Source organism: Bradyrhizobium sp. (assembly GCF_035484855.1).
Classification (GTDB): domain Bacteria; phylum Pseudomonadota; class Alphaproteobacteria; order Rhizobiales; family Xanthobacteraceae; genus Bradyrhizobium.
Genome location: NZ_DATHOP010000183.1, coordinates 1 through 23192 on the forward strand (window position 1 = coordinate 1; position 23192 = coordinate 23192).

A 23192-nucleotide genomic window follows, 5' to 3' on the forward strand; every position below is an offset into this window, starting at 1 on the left:
CCCCTCTCCTGCTCTTCGCGGGGGAGGGCTGGGGTGGGGGTGCCTGATCAGAACGCTGGCGTTCGCGGAGACATTCCCCCACCCGGATCGCATCTTCGATGCGATCCGACCTCCCCCGCAAGCGGGAGAGGTTGCACCGAGTCCGCTGCACGACAGAATCAACATCCGATCAGCAATCTTTAGAAAGAATTTCCCTTAGCTACCGCAGCATGGGGCTGACGGAGACGTTATGCCCACTGGCAGGCGTTTTGCTTGGCAAAGCAAGGCTCGATTCGCTATACGGCCTGATGGGTGGGCTGCCGCAAACTGTGCCACAGTTTTGGCTATCCTGATTCGGCTGGTATTGCAGGCTCGCGGCGGCGCCGAATGAATAAAATTGTAGTTTTTGCTGGGTTTAACGCCAGTTGCCGGCCACCCGGCGGGCTGGCCAGACGGAGGAGGATGTCGGCACATGCGGAGCGCGTCGGGAGGCCCCCGCGTCTTGTTGAGACGGCTCCGCGAAACCATGGCGGAGCAGGTCTCGGCCCAGGAACGGCTGGACAAGATCGTGGTGCTGATCGCCGCCAACATGGTGGCGGAGGTCTGCTCGGTCTATGTGCTGCGCGTCGACAACACACTCGAACTCTACGCCACCGAAGGCCTCAACCGCGACGCCGTCCACCGCACCGTGCTGAGTTCGCATGAGGGCCTAGTCGGCCTCGTCGCCAGCGAAGCCAATCCTCTCAATTTGAGCGACGCCCAAAGCCATCCGGCGTTCTCGTTCCGCCCGGAGACCGGCGAGGAAATCTACCACTCGTTCCTCGGCGTTCCCGTGCTGCGCGCCGGCAATACGCTCGGCGTGCTGGTGGTGCAGAACCGCGCCAAGCGCACCTATGTCGAGGAAGAGGTCGAGGCGCTGCAGACCACCGCCATGGTGCTGGCGGAAATGATCGCCTCCGGCGAATTGTCGGCGCTGGCGCAACCCGGCGCGGAGCCTGCCGCGCGGCATTCGCAGCACAAGACCGGCGCCATCCTGTCCGACGGCATCGCGCTCGGCCATGTCGTTTTGCACGAGCCCCGCGTCGTCATCACCAATTACATTGCCGAGGACCTGCCGAAGGAAATCAAGCGGCTGGATGCGGCGCTGACCAAACTGCGCGCCGACCTCGACCGCATGCTGGAGCGAGGCGACGTCGCCGAGGGCGGCGAGCACCGTGACGTGCTGGAAGCCTACCGGATGTTCGCCAACGACCACGGCTGGTCGCACAAGCTGCACGAGGCGGTCGCCACCGGGCTGACCGCGGAGGCCGCCGTCGAGCGCGTGCAATCCGACACCCGCGCCCGCATGCTGCGTTCCACCGATCCATACTTGCGCGACCGGCTGCACGATCTCGAAGACCTCGGCCACCGCCTGATGCGGCAATTGGTCGGGCAGGATCACGCGCCTTCTCGGGAACAGCTGCCCGACAACGCCATCCTGATCGCGCGCTCGATGGGGCCGGCGGCGCTGCTCGACTACGATCGCAAGCGGCTGCGCGGGCTGGTGCTGGAGGAAGGCACCGCCAATTCCCACGTCTCGATCGTGGCGCGCGCACTCGGCATTCCCGCGGTCGGCGAGGTGCCGAACGCCCCCGGCATCGCCGACCCTGGCGATGCCATCATCGTCGACGGCACCTCCGGCGAGATCTATGTGCGGCCCTCCGCCGAGATCGAATCGGCCTATGCGGAGCGGGTGCGGTTTCGCGCCCGTCGCCAGGCGCAGTATTCGGCGCTGCGCGACAAGCCCTGCGTCACCAAGGACGGTCAGCGCATCGAACTGATGATCAATGCCGGGCTGACCATCGACCTGCCGCATATCGACGACACCGGCAGCGCCGGGATCGGGCTGTTCCGCACCGAGCTGCAGTTCATGATCGGCCAGAGCCTGCCGCGCTCTTCCGACCAGCTCGCGCTGTATCGCGCGGTGCTGGACGCCGCGGGCTCCAAGCCGGTGACGTTCCGCACGCTCGACATCGGCGGCGACAAGGCACTCCCCTATATGGAGACCGTGATCGAGGAAAACCCGGCGCTGGGCTGGCGCGCGATCCGGCTCGGGCTCGATCGGCCCGGGCTGTTGCGCGGCCAGATCCGGGCGCTGTTGCGCGCCGGCGGCGGCCGCGCGCTGCGCATCATGTTCCCGATGATCTCGGAAGTCGCCGAATTCGACCAGGCGAAGGCGATCGTCGAGCGCGAATTGACCTACCTGCGCCAGCATGGCCACGCGCTGCCCGAGCGCATCGACGTCGGCACCATGGTCGAAGTGCCGGCGCTGCTCTATCAGATGGACGAACTCTTGAAGAAGGTCGATTTCGTCTCGGTCGGCTCCAACGACTTGTTCCAGTTCCTGTTCGCGGTCGACCGCGGCAACGCAAAGGTCTCCGAACGGTTCGACACCATCTCGGCGCCGATCCTGCGGGCGTTGCGCGAGATCGTGCAGAAGGCCAATGCGGCGAAGAAATCGGCTTCGCTCTGCGGCGAGATGGCCTCGAAGCCGATCGGCGCGCTGGCGCTGGTCGCGCTCGGCTACCGCTCGCTGTCGCTGTCGGCCACCGCGCACGGCCCGGTCAAGGCGCTGATCCTCGACCTCGACGCCAAAAAGGCCGAGGCGATGATGGCGCCGCTGCTCGATGCGCCCTCCGGCAGCGTATCGATCCGCCAGAAACTGACGGAATTCGCCGAGGCCGAGGGGCTGTCGTTGTAGCGAGGCTGTTTGCCCGCGCTTCGCCTCCTTTGCATTTCGAAACTCGAGACCATCTGATGTCCATGCTCCCCGAAGCCAAACTTGATATCCTGCTGGCGCACCACGCTTCGCTCGAGAACCAGCTGCTCGCCCAGCTCGGTTCGGAAGACTATGTCCGGATCACGCGCGAGCTCGCCGAACTCAATCCGCTGATATCAACGGTAAAAGCTTATCGCGCCGTCGAAAAGGAGATCGCCGATACCGACGCGCTGATATCGGATCCCGCAACCGAGCCTGACATGCGCGGCATGGCGGAAGCCGAGTGCGAGATGCTGAAAGCCCGCAGCCTCGAACTGGCGCAGCAGATTCGGCTCGCGCTGTTGCCCAAGGACGCCATGGACGACCGCAACGTGGTGCTGGAAATCCGCGCCGGCACCGGCGGCGACGAGGCCGCCCTGTTCGCCGGCGACCTGTTCCGGATGTATGAGCGCTTTGCGGCCTTGCAGGGCTGGAAGGTCGAGGTGATCTCGGCCAGCGAAGGCACCATGGGCGGCTACAAGGAAATCATCGCCGAGGTTAAGGGCCGCGGCGCGTTTGCGAAACTGAAATTCGAATCCGGCGCGCACCGAGTGCAGCGCGTGCCCGACACCGAGACGCAAGGGCGGATTCACACCTCCGCGGCGACGGTCGCGGTGCTGCCGGAAGTCGAGGATGTCGATGTCGACATCAAGCAGGACGATTTGCGGATCGAGACCATGCGCGCCCAGGGCGCCGGCGGCCAGCACGTCAACAAGACCGAATCGGCGATCCGCATCACCCACATTCCGACCGGCATCGTGGTGATGATGCAGGACTCCAGGTCGCAGCACAAGAATCGCGCCTCCGCCATGAACATCCTGCGCTCGCGGATCTACGACGCCGAGCGCCAGCGCATCGACGCGGCGCGCTCGGCCGACCGCCGCGAGAAGGTCGGCTCCGGCGACCGCAGCGAGCGCATCCGCACCTATAATTTCCCGCAAGGACGTGTCACCGATCACCGCATCAACCTGACGCTCTATAAATTGCCGCAGGTGATGGCGGGCGAGGCGCTGGGCGAGTTGGTCGATGCGCTGACCACCGAGCACCAGGCCGCCCAGCTCGCCGCGCAGGGTGCTGCGGCGTGAGCAACAAATTCGATGTCGTCCCTGTGAACGCAGGGACCCATAAACACCGGCGATCGTTGTTATCGAAGGTCTCAAACGCCGCCCATATCGTGAGGTCACGGTGTATGGGTCCCTGCTTTCGCAGGGACGACGTGTGATGGGACAAACCATCGAATCCGCACGACGTTCGCTGACGGCGCGGTTTCGAACCCATGCGATCGACACTCCCGAACTCGATGCGCGGATGCTGATCGGTGCCGTGCTCGATCTCGATCTCACCGGCATGATCGCCGCGGCGAGCCGGCCAATTGCGCCGGACGAATCGATGCGGCTCGAGGAATTCACACGTCGCCGGCTGGCCGGCGAGCCGGTCGCGCGCATTCTCGGGCGCAAGGAATTCTGGGGATTGCCACTGAAACTCTCCGCCGCGACGCTGGTGCCGCGGCCTGACACGGAAACGGTCGTGGAACTGGCGCTGGAGATGCTGCGCGCCGAGCCGCGCCAAAATCGCCGGCCGCGCATCGCCGATATCGGCACCGGCTCGGGCGCAATTCTGTTGGCGTTGTTGTCGGAACTGACCGATGCCTATGGCGTCGGCACCGACATCAGCGAGCTTGCGTTACAAACAGCACACAGCAACGCCAACGATCTCGGGCTTGCGGACCGCGCATCCTTCGTCGCCTGCGACTATGCGGCGGCGCTGTCGGGCCCGTTCGACCTGATCGTCGCCAATCCGCCCTATATCCGCTCGGCCGATATCGCCGGTCTCGCCCGGGAAGTCCGCAATCACGATCCGCTTGCGGCGCTCGACGGCGGCGCCGACGGGCTCGACGCCTATCGGGCGCTGATCCGGCAGGCCGCACCGCTGCTCGAGCCACAGGGAGCGCTGGTCGTGGAAGTGGGGCAAGGCCAAAGCGGCGACGTTGAAGATTTGATGAAGGGAGCAGGGTTAATACGGGAGCGGGCTGCCAAGACCGACCTGGCCGGCATCGACCGGGCCGTGGCAGCCCGGAAACCGCCCCCATAAAGCCCGATTGGGAGCTAAAAAAACCACTTGGAATATTCCCCGGGAGCGACTACGTTCCGTGCACAACATCGGTCCAGGGTTGCTGGCCCCGTTGATTTCCCAAAAGGATACAGGGACATTGCGGGTGGAGGCCAGAGTTCTCGAAACGCGAGAGCCCGCCCCGAGTGAAAGGTTCCAAAACGCAGGTCCAATTGAGCGCGATGGCTTTTTTAGAGCTGCGCTGCTTCCGACCGCAAGAGCGAACGAAAGCCTGATATTGCGTTTGAAGACTCACGCGAGAAACGTTTGCTTGTCTTGGCAGTTCTTGTCTTGGCAGTTCTTGTCTTGGCAGGCGGAATGACTTGATGCAGTCGGCGGCATCCGCCGGGCTGTTGGGGAGCGCGTCATTGTTGACGGCGACATGCGGCAAAACCTGTCTGGAATTGAATTGCACTGTGATCAGGCCGCGCCTGAGGCGGGCCGCTTCCGGCGCAGCGATGACGACCCCAATCCAAGGCTGATGAACCCAAGGCTGAAACCAAGGCTACTAACTCCAGGGCTGGAATAAAGGCGAGACATGAGAAACGGTCAGAACAACAAGCGGATGCGTAACCGGAACAACAACAACAACGGCAATAACAACAACAATAACCGGCGCGGCCAGAACCCGATGACCCGGGTGTTCGAGTCCAACGGGCCCGACATCAAGATCCGCGGTACCGCATCCCACGTCGCGGAGAAATACGTGCAGCTGGCGCGCGACGCGCGCTCTTCCGGCGATCCCGTCGCCGCCGAGAACTACTACCAGCATGCCGAGCATTATTTCCGCCTGATCGCCGCAGCGCAGGAGCAGTTCCGCCAGAACCAGCCGCAGCCGCGCACCGACAATGAAATGGCCCCGGAGGACGGCGACGACGAGGGCGAGAGCTTTTCGCATTTCGGCCAGGAGCCCGGTTTCGTCCCGGTGCAGCAGCAGCCGTTCGTGCCGCGCGACAACGGTCAGCGCGATCACCAGCGCGAGGGCCAGCCTTACCAGCCGCGCGAGCAACAGCAGCATCAGCCGCGCGAACATGGCGGCCAGCGCGAGCATCGTCCGCAGCCGCAGTTTCAGCCGCAGCCACAACCGCAGCTGCAACCCCAGCCGCAACCGGTGATTCCCGATAACGCCAGCGTCGACCGGCTGCCGTCCTTCATCACCGGCCCGCAGCCGCAGATCAACAGCGCCCCCGGTGGTTTCGAAGCCGGTGGCGAGCGATTTCCGCGGCGGCGCCGCCGCCCGCACGGTCCGCGTCCCGACGGCCTCGCGCCCGCGCCGGCCGTCCCCGGCGGCGACGATTTCAATCCGGGGAACGAGTAAGACCCTGTCGAAAACACTTCCGACCTCATCCTGAGGAGCCGCGCATCTGCGCGGCGTCTCGAAGGATGGTCGCGAGTCCGTGCATAGCATCCATCCTTCGCGACGCTTGCGGAGTTTATCAGCGGGCCGCGCTCCGCGCGGACCCGTTGGCAAGGTCCTCAGGATGAGGTTTGTCTTCGCCTCACGGATAGGGTGGGCAAAGGCGCGCTTGCGCCGTGCCCACCATGTCCAGAGTTCAGGATGAGATCAGTCGGTGGGCACGCGGAGTTTATCATCGGGCGCGCATTCGCGCGACACGTTGGCTTTGCCCACCCTACGAAGCTATCCATCATCCCGCTGCAGCGACGATGGCACCAGCACCGGTTCCAGCGCCGGAATCAGCCGGGTGCGCTCGCGCGGCGCGGGAATCGCGCGGTAGACCTGCTTGGTGGCTTCCACGATATGAACGCCGGCGAACGGCAGCGACAGCGCCGCGCCGACGCGCTCCCACACCAGCGCGGAGCGCAGGAACCAGCCGCCGGCGACCGGCGGCATGAACAAGGCCTCGCCCCATCCCGTCGGCGTGAACCAGGTCTGGCGCAGCAATTGGGTGATCTGCGAACGCGAATAGGGCCGGCCGTGGCCGAACGGCGTCGTGTCGGTGCGCGTCCACACCCCGCGCCGGTTCGGTATCACCGCCATCACCCGCCCGGAGGGTGCCAGCACCCGCCAGACCTCGCGCAACAGTCCCTCGGGATCGTCCGAGATTTCCAGCGCGTGAACCAGCAGGATGCGGTCGACGGACGCATCCGGCAGCGGCAGCGAGAATTCATCGACCAGCGCCGCGAGCGTCGGCCGCGCCGTCGGCCATTTCAGCACCCCCTGGGCCGCCGGCATGAAGGCGATGCAGCGCTCGCAGTCTTCGCGGAACAGGCCGAGATAGGGGGTGGGATAGCCGATGCCGAGCACGCGTTGGCCCTCGGCGCTCGGCCAGCGTTCATGAATGCCGCGATTGATCAGCCGCCGCGCCACGATACCGAGGCGCTGCGAATAGAAATCGCGCAAGTCGATGACGTCGATGGTCATGACACCAATGTAACACGCCGGCGCGCGCCAGGGGTCCCGGAATATTGCATTGCCGTCGATGCGTTAACGCCATATTTCATGGCTATAGGGGCCACAAAGGCGCCCCGATCCACTGGATGACGGAGATATCATGGCCGCCGAGATTCGCCTGTTCCCCTGCCTCTCCGACAATTTCGGCTATCTGATTCACGACCCCGCGACACAGGCGACCGCGTCGATCGATGCGCCGGAAGCAGCCCCCATCCTCAAGGCATTGGAGCGCGAGGGCTGGACGCTGACCGACATCCTCGTCACCCATCATCACCACGACCATGTCGGCGGCGTCGCCGAGCTGAAGCAGAAGTTCGGCTGTCGCGTCGTTGCCCCCCACGACAAGTCCACAAAAATCGCCAATGTCGATCTGCGGGTCGGCCAGGGCGACGTCGTCAAGGTCGGCGGCCTGTTGGCCCGCGTGCTGGAAACCCCGGGCCACACGCTCGACCATGTCAGCTATGTGTTCGACACCGACAAGGCGCTGTTCGCCGCCGACACGCTGTTCTCGATCGGCTGCGGGCGGGTGTTCGAGGGCAACTATCCGATGATGTGGGATTCGCTGCTCAAGCTGCGCGCGCTGCCCGACGATTTCAAACTCTATTGCGGCCATGAATATACCGCCGCCAACGTCAAATTCGCGCTCACGGTCGAGCCGGACAATCCGGCCTTGCAGGCGCGCGCCGGGGAAGTGACGAAACTGCGCGCCGAGGGCAAGCCGACGATCCCGGTGACGCTCGGCGAGGAGAAAAAGGCCAACGTGTTCCTGCGCGCCGACGATCCGTCGGTCGCGGTCAAACTGCACATGAAGGGCGCGGGCGCCGCGGAAGTGTTCGGCGAATTGCGCGAACGCAAGAACAAATCCTAGGGCATGAGCGGGAAAGCCATGCCGAGCGCAGCCGACATCATCGCGCGACTCGAACTGAAGCCGCATCCCGAGGGCGGGTATTATCGCGAGACCTTTCGCGACAAGCACACCGACGCCAACGGGCGCTCGTTCTCCACCGCGATCTATTACCTGCTGGCGCGCGGCGCGCCTTCGCACTGGCATCGCATCGACGCCGTCGAGATCTGGCATTATTACGCAGGCCACGCGCTGATGCTGCAGATCGCCCATGACGGCGGCGCGGCACATACGGTGCGGCTCGGACCAGACGTCGCGGCCGGCGAACGGCCGCAGGCCATCGTGCCGGCGCATGCATGGCAGACCGCCGAGACCGCTGGTGACTGGACGCTGGTCGGATGCACGGTTGCGCCCGGATTCGAATTCGCGAAATTCGAGCTGGCGCCGAAGGGTTGGACGCCAGAAGCGTAGGGTGGGCAAAGGCGCGCTTGCGCCGTGCCCACCATTGAGTTCTCGGGTCGATTAAAGGTGGTGGGCACACTTCGCTTTGCCCACCCTACGATTCACCGTCAGCGGAACATATCCCGCGCTGCGATCAGGCCGCCGCCGGCGATCAGCACGGCGGCGATCGCAATCGTTGCACTCGGCCTGGCAAATCCCGCCAGGATCAGAAACGCGGTCGAGAGCAGTGGCGTCGCATAGGAGGCTGCCCCCAGCACGCGGATGTCGCCGCGCTTCATACCGATGTCCCAGGCGTAGAACGCAGCCCCGACCGGGCCAATGCCGAGCGCCGTTATCGCCAGCCACTGCGTCAGCGTTTCCGGCCAGACGGTGACCTCGATCAGCCCATGCACCGCTGCCGCGAGCAGTGCGGTCGCGGCGCAGAATCCCGCGACCGCGTCGGTCGGCACCGATTTAAGCTTGCGCGACATCACCGAATAGGTCGCCCACACAAAGGCCGCGACGAAGGCCGCGGCCAGGCCGGGCAGTTGGCCCGGCGCAAAGCCGCCGCTCGCATTGCCGGCAAACAGCAGCACGGTGCCGGCCAGGCCCAGCAGCGCGCCGATGATGTGATGCGGCAACAGCCGTTCGCCCGGCAGAGCTGAGGAGAACAGCACGATCAACAACGGCCAGAGATAATTCAACAGCCCCGCTTCGGCCGGCGGCGCAAAGCGCAGCGCCAGGAAATACAGCGCATGATAGCCGAACAGGCCGCCGACGCCGACGATCCACGCGATCGGCGGCTGCCGCAAGGCGCGGATGGCCTGCGGCCGCCCGATAAAGGTCAAAAACCCCACCAGCGCGCCGATCGCAAACGTCATCGCCGCCAGCTGGAAGGCGGGAATCTTCCCCGTCGCCACCGTCAGCCCGGCGAGCAGCGACCACATCAGGATCGCGGTCAGTCCGATCAAGGTCGCGGCGCGTGGGGTCATTGATCCGGCGTGTACGGGAACACAAGAACCGTCGTGGCCGGGCATAGCCGTCTGAAGGACGGCGTCGCTTCCGCTCGCCTATGCCCGGCCATCAACGTCTTGCTTGTTGTTAGGTTGTAAAGACGTGGATGCCCGGGACAAGCCCGGGCATGACGACTCGTCCGTGGCCGCGACGATGACGCGTCGATCAAATCATATACTGCCCGCCATTGATGGTTAGCGTCGAGCCAGTGATGGCGCCGGCTTCGTCGGCGGCGAGGAACACGACCGCACGGGCGACCTCGTCGGGTTCGCCGAGGCGGCCGACCGGGATCAGCGGCAGGATACTCTTCTCCAGCACCTCCTTCGGCACCGCCTGAACCATCTCGGTGTTGATATAGCCCGGGCAGATCGCGTTCACGGTGATGCCGCCCTTGGCATTCTCCAGCGCGAGCGCCTTGGTGAAGCCGACGTCGCCGGCCTTGGCCGCGGAATAATTGACCTGGCCGAACTGCCCCTTCTGGCCGTTGACCGAGGAGATGTTGATGACCCGTCCGAATTTGCGGGCGCGCATGCCCTCGATCACCTGGCGCGTCATGTTGAACAGCGAGCCGAGATTGGTATTGATGACCGCGTTCCAAGCTTCCAGCGTCATCTTGTGGAACGCGCCGTCCCGGGTGATACCGGCGTTGTTGACCAGCACATCGACCGGGCCGAGATCGGCCTCGACCTGCTTGACGCCGGCCGCGCAGGCGTCGAACGAGCTGACGTCCCATTTGTAGACGGGAATGCCGGTCTCGGCCTTGAACTTTTCCGCCGCGGCGTCATTGCCGGCATAGCTGGCGGCGACCTTGTAGCCGGCGGCCTTCAGCGCCTTGCTGATCGCCGCCCCAATGCCCCGCGTTCCTCCCGTCACCAACGCAACACGTGCCATGTCTATTCCTTCCCTTGGCGTTTCCGGACTGTGTTTTTTATTTAGCTTCGAATTATGCGGGCCGTTTGACCAACATCAAGAACAAAACGCCCGGCAATGCCGGGCGTTTCTTATCAGCGAAAACTTCTGCGGTTGCGAGATGATCTTTTCATCACGCCGCGCTGCACGCTTAATCGCGTGCAATGCACATCGCAATGCCCATGCCGCCGCCGATGCACAGCGTGGCGAGGCCCTTCTTGGCGTCGCGCTTCTGCATCTCGTGCAGCAGCGTCACCAGCACGCGCGCGCCGGAGGCACCGACCGGATGGCCGATCGCGATCGCGCCGCCATTGACGTTGACCTTGGAGGTATCCCAGCCGAGGTCCTTGTTGACGGCGCAGGCCTGCGCGGCGAAGGCCTCATTGGCCTCGATCAGGTCGAGGTCGCCGATGCTCCAGCCGGCCTTCTTCAGCGCCGCGCGCGAGGCGGGAATCGGCCCGGTGCCCATGATCTTGGGATCGACGCCGGCCTGGCCCCAGGACACGATGCGGCCCAGCACCTTCTTGCCTTCCTTGGCGGCCTGCTTGGCGGTCATCAGCACCACCGCGGCGGCGCCGTCATTGATGCCCGAAGCGGAACCGGCGGTCACCGTGCCGTCCTTCTCGAACGCCGGCTTCAGCTTGGCCATCGCATCCAGGGTTGCGCCGTGGCGCGGATATTCGTCATCGCTGACGACGATATCGCCCTTGCGGGTCTTGATGGTAACCGGGACGATCTCGTCCTTGAACTTGCCGGCCTTCTGCGCGGCCTCGGCCTTGTTCTGCGAGGCCACCGCGAACTCGTCCTGCTGCGAGCGGGTGATCTGGTACTGCCGGGCGACGTTTTCGGCGGTATTGCCCATGTGGTAGCCATTGAAGGCGTCCCACAGCCCGTCCTTGATCATGGTGTCGACGAATTCGATCGGGCCCATTTTGGTGCCGGCGCGCAGATATTGCGCGTGCGGGGCCATGCTCATGGATTCCTGGCCGCCGGCGACCACGATCTCGGAATCGCCGTTGAGCAGCGCCTGGTAGCCCAGCGCCACGGTGCGCAGGCCGCTCCCGCACAGCTGGTTGACGCCCCAGGCCGGGCTTTCCACCGGGATGCCGGCAGCGATCGAGGCCTGGCGGGCCGGGTTCTGGCCCTGCGCCGCGGTCAGGATCTGGCCCATGATCACTTCAGAGACGCGGCCGGGCTCGACCCCTGCCCGCTCCAGCGCGGCCCTGATGGCGACGGCACCGAGATCGTGGGCCGGCAGGGTGGCGAACGCACCGTTGAAACTTCCGACCGGGGTGCGGGCGGCGCTGACGATGACGACATCGTCTGACATGGACATCTCCTGGGGTTGAAGCGCTGGGGCTTTTGGAATTCTTTGACGGCGGGCGGCCGGATTGGCGGGCCAGTCTCTCGCCCCATCCTGTTAACGGAGTCGAGGCATGTCAATCGGCTCGGGGCCGAAATCTCGCCGCGGCGCATTCAAAATAACGTTCTTGGCAGTTTCCTGAGCAGTGCCTATGCTTTGGAATTAACCGTGCCGCACAAAACGGTAGCGGAACCGCATTGAAAATGCTTACTTTGTTGCGTTGCGTTGCTGTTAGCCCACGGCGAGGCCGTCGGGTTCCTTGTCCCCGGTGAGCATGTGTGAGCCCCCATGGCGAAATCTGACCAGCCTACAACCATCAAGAAATATGCGAACCGGCGGCTCTATAATACCGGCACCAGCACCTATGTGACGCTCGAGGATCTCGCCTCGATGGTGAAAGACGGCGAGGACTTCCTCGTCTATGACGCCAAGACCGGCGACGACATCACCCGCTCGGTATTGGCGCAGATCATCTTCGAACAGGAAAACAAGGCCGGCCAGAACCTGCTGCCGACCACCTTCCTGCGCCAGCTGATCCGCTTCTACGGCGACAGCATGCAGATGGTGGTACCGAAATATCTCGAGCAGGCGATCGACTCGCTGACGCGCGAGCAGGAAAAATTCCGCAAGCAGCTGACCAACACTTTTTCCGGCACGCCGTTCGCGCCGCTCGAAGAACATGTCCGCCGCAACATGGAACTGTTCCAGCAGACCTTTTCGATGTTCAAGCCGTTCGTGCCGCCGCGCGGCGGAACGGTGAGCGCCGAACCGGAAAAGATCGCGGAGCCTGCGGCGGATGAAGCCAACATCGACGATCTGCGCCGCCAGATGAAGGACATGCAGGAGCGGCTCGAGCGGATGTCGAAAGAGCCGAAGAAGGAAGAGTGATCTTGTCGTCCCTGCGAACGCAGGGACCCATACTCCGCGGCCCTTCGTTTTGAGAGACGCTGTTCGACGGCTTGCGCGCAACAACCGAAGCTGGTGGTTATGGGTCCCTGCGTTCGCAGGGACGACAGTTAGCCCGCCGCGGGCAACACCGTTTCAGCCACAGCACCCCAAGGCCGCTCCGACGAGGCAAGCCCGATCAGCCGGCCCTGGATGTAGTCGCAGCCCCAGTCGCGCAGCATCAGGCCTGACTCCTCGTCCTGCACCCATTCGGCGACCGTCTTGATGTCGAGCCGCCGCGCCAAATCGATCAGCGTCTGCACGAAGGCGCGGTCGTCCGCCGAGCGCGCGATGTTCTGCACGAAGGCGCCATCGATCTTCACGATATCGACGCCGAGCTTGCGCAGATTGCGGAACGACGTGTAGCCGGCGCCGAAATCGTCGATCGCGATCCGGCTGCCGAAATTCTTCAGGCGGGTGACGAAGCCGCGCAAATCGTCGATATCCTGGATCGCCACGGTTTCGGTGATCTCCACGATCAGCCGTTCGGCAACGCCGGGATGGGCGTGCATCAAGGATTCGATCGAGCCCCACCAGTCCGGGTCCATCGTGGTCTCGGGCGAGATGTTGAGGGAAAGCTGCACGTTGGGGGACGCGGCGAGTTCGGCCACCACGAGCTCGAGCACGCGGTGATCGACCAGGCGGATCAGGCCGAGTTTCTCCGCCACCGGCACGATGTCGGGCGCCAGCAGCATCCGGCCGTCATCCTGCTCCATCCGGATCAGGCATTCGTAGAACGAGGTCACGCGCGAGGCCGCCTCCACCACCGGTTCGAACGCCATCACGATGCGGCGCTCGTTGAGCGCGGTGACGATCTCGTCGGTGACGCGGATATTGACCTTGCGCTGGGCGTCGCGTTCGACATTCGGGCGCCACAGCGCGAACGAGCCGGCGCGGCGGTGTTTGGCGCCGTCCAGCGTCTCGTGGGCGCGGTTGATGGCCTCGTTGGCGTTGCGCGCATAGCGCGGCACGCTGACCGCGCCGATCGAGGCGGTGACGGAGACCGGCCCGGAATTGGTCGGCACCACCTCGTCGCGGATGCCGGCGAGAAACCGCTCGGCCGCGACGTTCATGTCGTCGACAGTGCAGTTCTTCAGCACCAGTCCGAACTTGTTGCCGGAGAAGCGGCCGAGAACGTCGCCGCCGCGCAGGCGGAGGCGAATGCGCCGCGCCACTTCCGAGATCACCGCGTCGGCGACGTCGAAACCGAAGGCGTCGTTGATCCGCGCCAGGTGATCGATGCCGATCAGCATGAAGGCGCAGGACGTACGGAAGCGCGTGGCTTCCTCGATCGCCTCGGCCAGCGCGGCGATCAAATGGGTGCGATTGAGTTCGCCGGTCAGGGGATCGTGCCGCGACAGCCGCAGCAACTGTTCGTCGCGGGCGTGGCGCTCATTGTTGATGCGGACGATGCCTTGCGCCTGCGCCGGCTTGCCGTCGGGACCGGCGAACCAGCAGCCGGTTTCCTCGATCCAGAGCACCGGCTCCGAGGTCGAGGTCCGCACGCCATATTCGATCCGGTAGGGTGCGCCCTCCCCGCGCTTGGCGGGGGCTGAATGCGACAGCGCCTCGGTGCGGATCGAACGCTGCGGTTCGATCAGTCTGGAAAACTCCGCGCCGCTTGCAAGCGAGGCTGCCGGGATATCCGAAAACACCGCATTGGCCTGCTCGCTCCAGACGATCGCATCGGTTGCGAGGTCCCAGACGAAGGCGGCTTGCCCGAGCGAAGCCAGGATGGTGGACGCTTTGGGGAGAGCGGATGTCACGGTCGCCTCGTTTCAGGACACGGGTGATTCCCGCCTCTTTAGAATACTGCCAGTAGCGGCGCTCACCCTAGGCAAAGTTCATAAATATTCCGGAAACCACAATCGCAAGATGCCGGGAACGAAGCCGGCCGCATTGGCATGGTCCTTGCGACAAAGAGATGAAAGCGGGATACCTCGTCCCAAAACGCGACAGCTTTGGCGGATCTCGAGTGGCAATGTCAGTCAACGGCGAACCAGCACAGACAGCGGATGACGGCGCCGTTGGCGGCGAAAAGCCCGCCTGCATGGCGCTGGTGCCGGTGGTGCCGACCGTGCAGTGGTCGCGCGTGCCGGACCAGCCGAAATCGCGGGCCGACTTCGTCACCCAGCTGATCGCCACCGCCCAGCATGCGCCGCAGACTTGCGGCCTGCGGCGGGCGTCGCCGACCGATGCGCAGGCCGCCTATAGCGCGAATCGGCGCCCCGTGCATGGCGCGGGCATCCTGACCCGGCAAATCATCTAGGACCTGTTTCCCGTCCGGTTCAATTCGCCAACGCAGCGAGCTTCATCGTTCCCTCTCACGTCCCTCAAGGCCCGTTTGCCCGGTCTTTGCTGTTGGAATTGACGGCAAGTGTGGCACCGGCGAGCAGGGCCTGCAGGGCGGCCCCAGGCCGCGATCGGTTGCCGGCGGCGCGGATGCCCATGAGCGTGACCATGGACTCGAAGAATCGGATATCTGGTTGCACCGGAATTGGCGCTTTCGGGGTTTGCCGCTTACGATCGAGTGAATAGTATCCGGTGAACCCCGAGCAGGGGAACTGCGATGGGGATAAACAATCGTACCGCTGCGCCCACGGCAGTTCTTGCGCTCGGACTCTTCCTCGTGCCCCTGGTTACGATTGCCATCGACACGCTGGTCCTGGCCGTTATCGGCAATCTCGGCTCGATGTCGACCGCCATGGCCGAGCCGGGCACGCTCGCAAAACGACAATCGGATGCACTCGACAGGTACAACCATGCAGTAGCGAATTTCGAGCGGATCCTGGGGCAACGGCGCGCACAGATCTTGGATCGACCATTGCCGAACTTGCCGGGACAGGCGCTATATTTGGCGCGCAACGGCATGATGAGCGCCTACAAGGACCTCACCGACGCACTTCCGTCCAGGGTCGGACGGCCCAACAAGTTCGCAATCCCGCCGGCGTATTTTGACGCGGAGCGTGAGCCGCTGCTCGACGAATACACCAGCCTGTTCGACCTGATGGATGCGCCTCCCGCCAACGCGCAAAAATCGGATACTCCATTCAAGGACGTTGTCGATCTGGCGATTGCCATCGCGCGAGCCAGGGGTCTTGACGAGACGAATGCCGAAGCGGCAGGCCGCATCTCGCTCGGGATGTTCTTTGCCGAGACCAACGGCAAGCAAAACGTCGGCAATGCGCGCTCGAACAAATACAAGGGAAGTTTTCAAACCGGCCCATCGGAGGATCAAAACGGCCGTGGGAAGTGGGCCGCGATAAAGAAGTCGATAGCAGCCCTTGATCCCGCACTGAGCCTTCGCGACGACAGGGAGGAGGCGCGGGTCGGCAATCTGGATCATCGGTTCAATCACTGGACCGCCGTGCGCGACGGCCTCATGAACGCCCACGCAGAGCTTTTCCCGCAAATAGCGGCGATTGCGAAAACCCTGCCGAATCCGATCGATCAAATAAAGCTCTTTGAACTGATACAGATCATTCCCGCTCCGACCAAGTCCGCCCTGAGGTCGGGCAATTTGCTCAGCTATCGGGTTTCCGACCCGACGATCATGGGATATCTGCGAAACAACAGCATCTTCGCCTTCGGACAGGCTGACAGGGCGAGAACGTCCGCAACCTTCCGCGAGATTCTCGATGCGATGTGGCTCTTCAACGACAAATTCGAACGCGCGCTTGCCAGATTCGACGAGATCAAAGCGGGACAAAAGGGTTGACGTGCCGTCGAGTCGGTGGCCGCGAAGCGCGTCGTGCCATGATATCGATGCCCTCCGTCTGCCGCTGGTTTATTTCCAGCCGCTTATGGTTCATGATCCGGCGCTGTCATGAAGCGTGGATGGAGCTTCGCTCCGGGGAAAGCAGGAATTGCTGTCGTCAGGGAGAAAATTCAGCCGGCCGAGCTTCGGCGTTTGGTCCCGCCGCCGTACCATCATCGTCGCGATGGCAGCATTGGTGGTTTTGCCGATCGAGGCCGGCAATGCCGGCTGGCTGTCGGATTTCTTCAAGGGCCCGCCAAAGACAGACAAATCGCAAAAGCACGCCGTCGCGCCGCGGGCAGCCGCCTCGGCGAGGTCTGCTGCCCCGCGAACATCCCACGCAGCAAGGCCGCCTGCCCTAAGGCCGGCGACCTCGAAGTCTTCGGCTTCGAAACCGGCCGCGACAACATGCGATCCTGCCAAATTCCGCCTTGTGCTGGATGTCGGACATACCGCCGAATCGGAGGGCGCGACCAGCGCCCGCAACGTCGCCGAGTTCGTCTTCAACCTGCGCCTTGCGCGGCAGATCGAAGAAAAGCTGAAGGCCGCGGGCTTCGCCGAGACCAGGCTTCTGGTAACCGCGGGCAAGGCCAGGCGGAGTCTCGTCAAGCGCGTCACCGCGGCCAACGATCTGCACGCGGATCTCTTCCTGTCGATCCACCATGACTCCGTGCCCAACAAATTCCTCGAGAACTGGGAATTCGAGGGCAAGAAAAGTCATTTCAGCGACCGCTTCAGCGGCTATTCCGTTTTCGTCTCCCGCGACAATCCGGATTTTGCGACGAGCCTTGCTTTCGCCGAACTGGTGGCCAAGGAAATGAAAGCGAAGGGCCTGCAATATGCCCGGCAATATTCGCAAGCCATCATGGGACGCTACCAGCACCCGCTGCTGAACAAGGAAACCGGCGTCTATAGCTACGATCAGCTCGTCGTGCTGAGAACGACCCGGATGCCGGCCGTCCTGCTGGAGGCAGGCTCGATCAGCAACCGGGACGAAGAGCTCATGATGGACTCTCCCGAACGGCAGGACATCATCAGCAGCGGCGTCACGACGGCGGTGAAGGAATTCTGCGATGCCCGAAGGGCCAACCCGGATCCGCCCTGATGGTGCACCATCCTGCGCCCGTTGATGCCGGCGGCGTCTGATATCCAACGAAAAGCCAACACGCTGATGGTGGAAGCGTTAGCGCGAAGGCGCTTCCGGCGGCGGCGATGAGCCTTCGCTGGGCTGCAGTCCCGGCGACGGCACCTCCGGCGAGGGTGCCGGAGGAGGCGCGGTCTCGACTGGCGTCATTTTCGGCTCGACACGATCCGGCGGCGCGGATTCGGCGACGGGGGCCTGGGGAGCGGGCGCGGGATCGAATCGAGGCTCGGGGGCCGGCATTGGGGCGGCAGGTCTTGCGACCGCGGCCGATGCCACCTTGCCGCGCCGGGCGCGCAGCGCAATTCCCGACAGGAAATCCGACAGCGACAACAGCGCCAGCAGGAAATAGGTCGAGCTGTTGAACTTCGGCCACAGCAGGAATTCGGCCGCCGCGGCGCCGAACACGATCAACGAGAGCAGATGATCGGTGAGGAATTTCGCGCCGGGGCGCGCCCCCTTTATGACTTCGAGCAGCAGCAGCACGATGCCGAGCGCCAGCAGGACATCGCTCAGCGTCACCGGCCATGCCGCGCCGGACATCAGCGTCAGCGTGAACAGCGGCGCATCGAAGCTGACGCCGGGCATCAGGAAGACGACGATGTTGTAGATCGCGAGCGGAATCAGAAGCAGCGGGAAACCGACCATGGACATCGGCAAGCCTTCTATCAAGCAAGAGAACCGGGATATCTGGGGCGAAGTTTTGGGATTCGCCGCTGGAAACCGTCTTACCTTACTCGTTGGCCGAATTCAGGCAGCGCCGTCGGGACGGCGCGCCTTTTCGCTGGGGTCAGGATTCCTTCTTCTTCAGCACCTGGCGGCCCTTGTACATGCCACTCTTCAGGTCGAGATGGTGCGGGCGGCGCAGCTCGCCGGAATCCTTGTCCTCGGCATAGGTCGGCTTCTTCAGCGCGTCCGCCGAGCGGCGCATGCCACGGCGCGAGGGCGACGTTTTTCTTCTGGGAACGGCCATGTCGAGGTCCTCTAGGGGTGTCGTGGTCGAGGCATCGTCCGGAAAATGGACGGCTGCAGCGTTTTTGGCGCGCGAGCTGAATGCCGGTAAGGCCGCGCTTATAGAGGATGGGATGGCGTAAGGCTAGGGCTGCAACCCGTCAAAACGGCCCAAAATTGGCTCAAAAAGCACGATTTTCACTCCAGCAACGCTGCGGGCTCTGGGCCTGCGCCCGGGCCATGTAGATCCCGGCCAGACGCCGCATCCCGGGACCGGGATTGCGGGCGCTGCGCTTGACCGGGTTGGGCAAGCTCGCCGCCAGCAGCGCCGCCTCGCGCGGGCTCAGCGACGATGCCGGGTGGCCGAAGGCGTAGGTCGCCCCGGCCTGCGCGCCGAACTGGCCGGAGGGGCCAAGCTCGGCGATGTTGAGATAGATTTCGAGAATCCGATGCTTCGGCAGCACCAGGTCGATCCACAACGCCAGCGGAAACTCCAGCGCCTTGCGGACCACGCTGCGCCCCTGCCAGAGGAACAGATTCTTGGCCACCTGCTGGGTGATGGTGGAACCGCCGCGCGTGACCTCGCCCTCCTCCTCGGCGTCGTCGATCACCTCGCGCAGCGCGCCAAAGTCGATGCCGTGATGACGGCAGAAATTCGCATCCTCCGCGGCTACCACCGAGCGCGGCAAATAGGGTGAGACCGCGCCGATATCGACCCATTGCCGCAACACCGGCGCGCCGGTCAAATAGCGCCAGGCCATCAGTGTCGAGACCGGATGGCCGGCCCGATAGAACGGCGCCACCAGATAGGGCAACAGCAGCAAGGCCAGCGCGATCAGCAACAGATTTCGGACAATGCGCAAAATCGGGGTTTCTGGTTCGAGGCGATGGGCGTGGGGCGCGGGCTCGACCGGTATGTTTCAATGATTTGCTGTCTTTTCCAGCGGTTTCAAGGCGAAAACCAGCCCCTCGAAGCGGAATTGACGAAGCCCGTGCCATCAACGATTGTCCCGGCCGACCCGACCAGGAGCAGCTTTTGATGACGACCGGCACGACCCATTCCGACTTTGCCAAACGGCTGGACCAGACCGCTGACGATACCGAAGCGCTGCTTGCAAAACTGTTGTCGGATCGGCTTTTGCCCGACGAGATCGCGCGGCCGAAGCGGCTGATGGACGCCATGCGCTATTCGAGCCTCAACGGGGGAAAGCGGTTGCGGCCGTTCCTGGTGGTCGAAAGCGCGGCCGTGTTCGGCGTGCCGCGCGAGGCGGCGCTCCTGGCCGGCGCCGCGCTCGAATGCATCCACTGCTATTCGCTGATCCATGACGATTTGCCGGCGATGGACAACAGCGATTTGCGCCGCGGCCGCCCCACCCTGCACAAGCAGACCGACGACGCCACCGCGATTCTCGCCGGTGACGGGCTGCTCACACTCGCCTTCGATATCATCACCCGCGACGAGATTCACGGGGATCCGACCGTGCGGCTGCTCTTGACCCGCGCGCTGGCGCGGGGGTCGGGGATCGGCGGCATGGTCGGCGGCCAGATGCTCGATCTTGCCGGCGAGGGCCGGTTCGGCGACCGCGAGCCGGTCGATGTCGCCCGCCTGCAGCAGATGAAAACCGGCGCGCTGCTGCGCTTCGGCTGCATCGCCGGCGCGATCCTCGGCAAGGCCACTCGAGCCGAATACCAGGCGCTCGACGATTACGGCCGCGCGCTCGGCGAAGCCTTCCAGATCGCCGACGACCTGCTCGACGTCGAGGGCGACGCCGCCGCGCTCGGCAAGCAGACCGGGCAGGACGCAGCGCTCGGCAAGACTACCTTCGTCACCCAGCTCGGCATCGAAGGCGCCAAGCGGCGCGTCCGCGACCTCTTGGCGCGCGCCGATGCGGCGCTCTCGATCTTCGGGGCAAGGGGCGACGTGCTGCGCGACGCCGCACGCTTCGTCGCCGAACGCAAGAACTAGCAGGAAACCTGCAGGTGCCGATGGCGGACCAGGAAACCGAGGATCCCCTTCTCATCCGCTTCCGGAAAATGTCCAAGCCGGTGCGGGTGGTCTATGCGCGGCCGCGCACCTTCATTGCGATCCTGATCGGTGTGGTGGCGTTCTTCCCGTTGCCGGGATCGCTGCGGCTGGTGACGCGGCTGTTGATCTCCTGGGATATCTTCGTCGCGCTGTATCTCGTGCTGGTCTACATCATGATGTATCGCAGCGGGCTCAAGCGCATCAAGCGCAACGCGGCGCTGCAGGACGACGGCCGCTTCCTGATCCTGCTGATAACCCTGCTCGGCGCCTTTGCAAGCCTCGCCGCGATCATCTTCGAACTCGGCGCGTCGCAGCACAGCATGCACGGGCTGGCGCTGGCGACGTTGACGATCGTGCTGTCCTGGGCCACCGTGCATACCGCCTTCGCGCTGCATTACGCTCACGACTATTTTCGCGGCGGCAAGACGGGCGGCCTGCAGTTCCCCTCAGGCGACACCCGCGAACATCCCGACTACTGGGATTTTGTCTATTTCTCGTTCGTGATCGGCATGACCGCGCAGGTTTCCGACGTCGGCATCACCGACAAGATCATCCGCCGTACCGCGACCGTGCACGGCATCATCTCGTTCTTCTTCAACACCGCGCTATTGGCGCTGATGGTCAACATCGCGGCGAGTGCGATTTAGTCTAGCCACGCGCTGGCCCCTCAACGCCGTCATTGCGAGGAGCCCTTGCGACGAAGCAATCCAAACTTTGCTTGTTGCAAGATGGATTGCTTCGCTTCGCTCGCAATGACGTGGAGACACAAATGCCCACGACTATCTCCGTGCGAACCGGTTGGCTATTGCCTCTCATGGCGATACACTTGGTCCATAAGAAAAAGCAAAACGGAGGAAACCATGCGCGGCGTTGTGTTCACCGGGGAACGCGGGCTGGACTTGATGAATTTCGACGATCCCACGCCCGATCCCCATGACGTGGTGATCGAGATGAAGGCGTCGGGCATGTGCGGCAGCGACCTGCATCAATACCGCCGGCCCAAGGGTCAGCCGCGGGCGACCGGCATTCCGGTGCCGCAAGGGCCCGTGATTGCCGGGCACGAACCCTGCGGCGTTGTCGTCGCGGTCGGCACCGCGGTCGGACCCAAGGAGGCGCGGGTCGGCCAGCGCGTGATGGTGCATCACTATCAGGGCTGCACCCAATGCAACCATTGCCGCTCCGGCTGGCAGCAGCTGTGCCAGGAGGTGCCCGTCAAGGTCTACGGCAACAACGCACATGGCGGCCACGCGCAATATCTGAAGGTGCCGGCCAATACGCTGGTAGCACTGCCGGATGAATTGTCGTTTTCGGCGGGCGCGGCGATCGCCTGCGGCTCCGGCACCGCCTATAGCGCGCTGCGCCGCATGAACCTGTCCGGCAACGACACCATCGCGATCTTCGGCCAGGGCCCGGTCGGGCTGGCGGCCACGCAATATGCCAAGGCGATGGGCTCAAAAGTGATCGCGCTCGATATCAGCCCGCAGCGGCTGGAGCGCGCCAAGGCATTCGGCGCGGATCACGTCGTCGATCCCGGCTCGAACGATCCGATCGCCGCGATCAAGGAACTCACTCACGGCCGCTACGCGGATTTGACGCTGGACACCTCGAGCAACCCGGATGCGCGGCTGAACGCGATCCGCTCCACCAAGGTGTGGGGCACGATGTGTTTCGTCGGCGAGGGCGGCGAGGTCCACATCGACGTCTCACCGCATCTGTTGCGCCGGCAGTTGACATTGGTGGCGTCGTGGACATTTTCCAATATCATCCAGGCCGACTGCGCGCGGTTCTCGGTCGAGCGCGGTGTCGACGTCGATCGCCTGTTCACCCACCGCTGGAGCCTCGACCAGGCCGAAGAAGCCTATAAACTGTTCGACAAGCAGGTCGACGGCAAGGGCGTGTTCTTGATGTGACAACACCGTCATTCCGGGGCGCGCGCCAGCGCAAACCCGGAATCTCGCGCAACAATCTCTGGATTCCGGGTTCGTGCTTCGCGCGCCCCGGAATGACGAATGAAATGAAACAGGAGCACCACCCAATGTCTCACGATCGTTCCACCGTCGAAGCCGTGGTCCAGCATTATTTCGACGCCCTCTACGAGGGCGATGCCGACAAGCTCGGCGAGATTTTCCATCCCTCCGCCGACCTGCGCGTGGTTGAAAAGGGCGAGCTGAAGGTCCTCACCGTGCCGGACTGGATGGGCTGGATCCGCAAGCGCCCCTCCGCCAAGTCCGAGGGCAAGCCGCGCGAGGATTTCATCGTCACCATCGACCGCTCCGATGAATCCACCGCCTTCGTCAAGGTGCGCTGCCAATTGCCGCCGCGCTATTTCACGGACTATCTGGTGGCGATGAAACTCAGGGATGGCTGGCAGATCGTTTCGAAATCGTATCGTTATGATTTGAGGGAATAACCACCACCCTCATTCGCCGTCATTGCCGGGCTTGACCCGGCAATCCATCTTGCTTCACAAGAATCTTGCGAAGAGCGATGGATACGCGGGTCA

The 23192-nt window shown here is 63.9% G+C and carries 22 protein-coding genes; 14 read left to right on the forward strand and 8 right to left on the reverse strand.

Annotated features, from left to right (window positions below; translation table 11 throughout):
• Positions 1 to 451: 451 nt before the first annotated feature.
• From ptsP to VK804_RS20685, 4 genes are all read left to right on the forward strand, one after another.
• Positions 452 to 2719: a phosphoenolpyruvate--protein phosphotransferase gene (ptsP, locus tag VK804_RS20670; protein WP_325373662.1), complete on the forward strand. Its 2268-nt coding sequence runs from the start codon at positions 452 to 454 to the stop codon at positions 2717 to 2719.
• Between the two features lie 56 nt (positions 2720 to 2775).
• Positions 2776 to 3861, forward strand: coding sequence for a peptide chain release factor 1 (gene prfA, locus VK804_RS20675; protein ID WP_325373664.1), 1086 nt, complete (start codon positions 2776 to 2778; stop codon positions 3859 to 3861).
• A gap of 136 nt (positions 3862 to 3997) precedes the next feature.
• Positions 3998 to 4867, forward strand: a complete 870-nt coding sequence (gene prmC / locus VK804_RS20680; RefSeq protein WP_325373666.1) for a peptide chain release factor N(5)-glutamine methyltransferase — start codon at positions 3998 to 4000, stop codon at positions 4865 to 4867.
• 556 nt (positions 4868 to 5423) lie between these two features.
• A complete protein-coding gene (locus VK804_RS20685; protein WP_325373668.1) occupies positions 5424 to 6203 on the forward strand; it encodes a DUF4167 domain-containing protein in 780 nt (259 codons plus the stop codon).
• 321 nt (positions 6204 to 6524) lie between these two features.
• On the opposite strand, the gene VK804_RS20690 is transcribed toward VK804_RS20685, so the two are convergent.
• On the reverse strand, positions 6525 to 7268 hold the full coding sequence (locus VK804_RS20690; protein ID WP_325373670.1) for a methyltransferase domain-containing protein: 744 nt from the start codon (positions 7266 to 7268) through the stop codon (positions 6525 to 6527).
• A gap of 130 nt (positions 7269 to 7398) precedes the next feature.
• Here VK804_RS20690 and gloB point away from each other — a divergent pair, with 130 nt between their 5' ends.
• Both gloB and VK804_RS20700 read left to right on the forward strand, forming a co-directional pair.
• A complete protein-coding gene (gloB, locus tag VK804_RS20695) occupies positions 7399 to 8166 on the forward strand; it encodes a hydroxyacylglutathione hydrolase (RefSeq protein WP_325373673.1) in 768 nt (255 codons plus the stop codon).
• A gap of 18 nt (positions 8167 to 8184) precedes the next feature.
• Positions 8185 to 8613, forward strand: coding sequence for a cupin domain-containing protein (locus tag VK804_RS20700; protein ID WP_325373675.1), 429 nt, complete (start codon positions 8185 to 8187; stop codon positions 8611 to 8613).
• Positions 8614 to 8711: 98 nt separating this feature from the next.
• On the opposite strand, the gene VK804_RS20705 is transcribed toward VK804_RS20700, so the two are convergent.
• The 3 genes from VK804_RS20705 to VK804_RS20715 all read right to left on the reverse strand — a co-directional run bounded on the left by VK804_RS20705 (position 8712) and on the right by VK804_RS20715 (position 11836).
• Complete coding sequence (locus VK804_RS20705) at positions 8712 to 9575, reverse strand: DMT family transporter (RefSeq protein WP_325373677.1); 864 nt, start codon at positions 9573 to 9575, stop codon at positions 8712 to 8714.
• A gap of 187 nt (positions 9576 to 9762) precedes the next feature.
• Complete coding sequence (gene phbB / locus VK804_RS20710) at positions 9763 to 10488, reverse strand: acetoacetyl-CoA reductase (protein ID WP_325373679.1); 726 nt, start codon at positions 10486 to 10488, stop codon at positions 9763 to 9765.
• Positions 10489 to 10657: 169 nt separating this feature from the next.
• On the reverse strand, positions 10658 to 11836 hold the full coding sequence (locus VK804_RS20715) for an acetyl-CoA C-acetyltransferase (protein ID WP_325373681.1): 1179 nt from the start codon (positions 11834 to 11836) through the stop codon (positions 10658 to 10660).
• A gap of 321 nt (positions 11837 to 12157) precedes the next feature.
• Here VK804_RS20715 and phaR point away from each other — a divergent pair, with 321 nt between their 5' ends.
• On the forward strand, positions 12158 to 12757 hold the full coding sequence (gene phaR, locus VK804_RS20720) for a polyhydroxyalkanoate synthesis repressor PhaR (protein WP_325373683.1): 600 nt from the start codon (positions 12158 to 12160) through the stop codon (positions 12755 to 12757).
• A 128-nt stretch (positions 12758 to 12885) separates the two neighbouring features.
• Here the strand turns inward: phaR and VK804_RS20725 are convergent, their stop codons facing one another.
• Entirely contained in the window at positions 12886 to 14580 is a 1695-nt protein-coding gene (locus VK804_RS20725; RefSeq protein ID WP_325373685.1) for a bifunctional diguanylate cyclase/phosphodiesterase, read from the reverse strand.
• A 209-nt stretch (positions 14581 to 14789) separates the two neighbouring features.
• Here VK804_RS20725 and VK804_RS20730 point away from each other — a divergent pair, with 209 nt between their 5' ends.
• The 3 genes from VK804_RS20730 to VK804_RS20740 all read left to right on the forward strand — a co-directional run bounded on the left by VK804_RS20730 (position 14790) and on the right by VK804_RS20740 (position 17676).
• On the forward strand, positions 14790 to 15083 hold the full coding sequence (locus VK804_RS20730; protein WP_414642819.1) for a hypothetical protein: 294 nt from the start codon (positions 14790 to 14792) through the stop codon (positions 15081 to 15083).
• A gap of 435 nt (positions 15084 to 15518) precedes the next feature.
• On the forward strand, positions 15519 to 16532 hold the full coding sequence (locus tag VK804_RS20735; protein WP_325373687.1) for a hypothetical protein: 1014 nt from the start codon (positions 15519 to 15521) through the stop codon (positions 16530 to 16532).
• 148 nt (positions 16533 to 16680) lie between these two features.
• The gene (locus tag VK804_RS20740; RefSeq protein ID WP_325373689.1) at positions 16681 to 17676 is read left to right on the forward strand and encodes an N-acetylmuramoyl-L-alanine amidase; all 996 of its coding nucleotides are present in this window, start codon (positions 16681 to 16683) and stop codon (positions 17674 to 17676) included.
• Positions 17677 to 17754: 78 nt separating this feature from the next.
• Here the strand turns inward: VK804_RS20740 and VK804_RS20745 are convergent, their stop codons facing one another.
• The 3 genes from VK804_RS20745 to VK804_RS20755 all read right to left on the reverse strand — a co-directional run bounded on the left by VK804_RS20745 (position 17755) and on the right by VK804_RS20755 (position 19526).
• A complete protein-coding gene (locus VK804_RS20745) occupies positions 17755 to 18360 on the reverse strand; it encodes a hypothetical protein (RefSeq protein WP_414642820.1) in 606 nt (201 codons plus the stop codon).
• Positions 18361 to 18502: 142 nt separating this feature from the next.
• A complete protein-coding gene (gene rpmF / locus VK804_RS20750; protein ID WP_324136629.1) occupies positions 18503 to 18685 on the reverse strand; it encodes a 50S ribosomal protein L32 in 183 nt (60 codons plus the stop codon).
• 160 nt (positions 18686 to 18845) lie between these two features.
• Positions 18846 to 19526, reverse strand: coding sequence for a transglycosylase domain-containing protein (locus VK804_RS20755; protein WP_325373695.1), 681 nt, complete (start codon positions 19524 to 19526; stop codon positions 18846 to 18848).
• A 176-nt stretch (positions 19527 to 19702) separates the two neighbouring features.
• Here VK804_RS20755 and VK804_RS20760 point away from each other — a divergent pair, with 176 nt between their 5' ends.
• The 4 genes from VK804_RS20760 to VK804_RS20775 all read left to right on the forward strand — a co-directional run bounded on the left by VK804_RS20760 (position 19703) and on the right by VK804_RS20775 (position 23099).
• On the forward strand, positions 19703 to 20629 hold the full coding sequence (locus tag VK804_RS20760) for a farnesyl diphosphate synthase (protein WP_325373697.1): 927 nt from the start codon (positions 19703 to 19705) through the stop codon (positions 20627 to 20629).
• A 20-nt stretch (positions 20630 to 20649) separates the two neighbouring features.
• On the forward strand, positions 20650 to 21336 hold the full coding sequence (locus VK804_RS20765; protein WP_325373717.1) for a DUF1345 domain-containing protein: 687 nt from the start codon (positions 20650 to 20652) through the stop codon (positions 21334 to 21336).
• A 213-nt stretch (positions 21337 to 21549) separates the two neighbouring features.
• Positions 21550 to 22599 (forward strand): zinc-binding dehydrogenase, encoded by a 1050-nt coding sequence (locus tag VK804_RS20770; RefSeq protein WP_325373700.1) that lies wholly within the window; start codon positions 21550 to 21552, stop codon positions 22597 to 22599.
• 125 nt (positions 22600 to 22724) lie between these two features.
• Complete coding sequence (locus tag VK804_RS20775; protein WP_325373702.1) at positions 22725 to 23099, forward strand: nuclear transport factor 2 family protein; 375 nt, start codon at positions 22725 to 22727, stop codon at positions 23097 to 23099.
• The last annotated feature ends 93 nt before the right edge of the window (positions 23100 to 23192 follow it).

Coding starts and splice junctions, on each gene's coding strand:
- ptsP (WP_325373662.1), top strand. CDS start 452: ATGCGGAGCGCGTCGGGAGGCCCCCGCGTCTTGTTGAGACGGCTCCGC.
- prfA (WP_325373664.1), top strand. CDS start 2,776: ATGTCCATGCTCCCCGAAGCCAAACTTGATATCCTGCTGGCGCACCAC.
- prmC (WP_325373666.1), top strand. CDS start 3,998: ATGGGACAAACCATCGAATCCGCACGACGTTCGCTGACGGCGCGGTTT.
- VK804_RS20685 (WP_325373668.1), top strand. CDS start 5,424: ATGAGAAACGGTCAGAACAACAAGCGGATGCGTAACCGGAACAACAAC.
- VK804_RS20690 (WP_325373670.1), bottom strand. CDS start 7,268: ATGACCATCGACGTCATCGACTTGCGCGATTTCTATTCGCAGCGCCTC.
- gloB (WP_325373673.1), top strand. CDS start 7,399: ATGGCCGCCGAGATTCGCCTGTTCCCCTGCCTCTCCGACAATTTCGGC.
- VK804_RS20700 (WP_325373675.1), top strand. CDS start 8,185: ATGCCGAGCGCAGCCGACATCATCGCGCGACTCGAACTGAAGCCGCAT.
- VK804_RS20705 (WP_325373677.1), bottom strand. CDS start 9,575: ATGACCCCACGCGCCGCGACCTTGATCGGACTGACCGCGATCCTGATG.
- phbB (WP_325373679.1), bottom strand. CDS start 10,488: ATGGCACGTGTTGCGTTGGTGACGGGAGGAACGCGGGGCATTGGGGCG.
- VK804_RS20715 (WP_325373681.1), bottom strand. CDS start 11,836: ATGTCAGACGATGTCGTCATCGTCAGCGCCGCCCGCACCCCGGTCGGA.
- phaR (WP_325373683.1), top strand. CDS start 12,158: ATGGCGAAATCTGACCAGCCTACAACCATCAAGAAATATGCGAACCGG.
- VK804_RS20735 (WP_325373687.1), top strand. CDS start 15,519: ATGGCCGAGCCGGGCACGCTCGCAAAACGACAATCGGATGCACTCGAC.
- VK804_RS20745 (WP_414642820.1), bottom strand. CDS start 18,360: ATGGTCGGTTTCCCGCTGCTTCTGATTCCGCTCGCGATCTACAACATC.
- rpmF (WP_324136629.1), bottom strand. CDS start 18,685: ATGGCCGTTCCCAGAAGAAAAACGTCGCCCTCGCGCCGTGGCATGCGC.
- VK804_RS20760 (WP_325373697.1), top strand. CDS start 19,703: ATGACGACCGGCACGACCCATTCCGACTTTGCCAAACGGCTGGACCAG.
- VK804_RS20765 (WP_325373717.1), top strand. CDS start 20,650: ATGGCGGACCAGGAAACCGAGGATCCCCTTCTCATCCGCTTCCGGAAA.
- VK804_RS20770 (WP_325373700.1), top strand. CDS start 21,550: ATGCGCGGCGTTGTGTTCACCGGGGAACGCGGGCTGGACTTGATGAAT.
- VK804_RS20775 (WP_325373702.1), top strand. CDS start 22,725: ATGTCTCACGATCGTTCCACCGTCGAAGCCGTGGTCCAGCATTATTTC.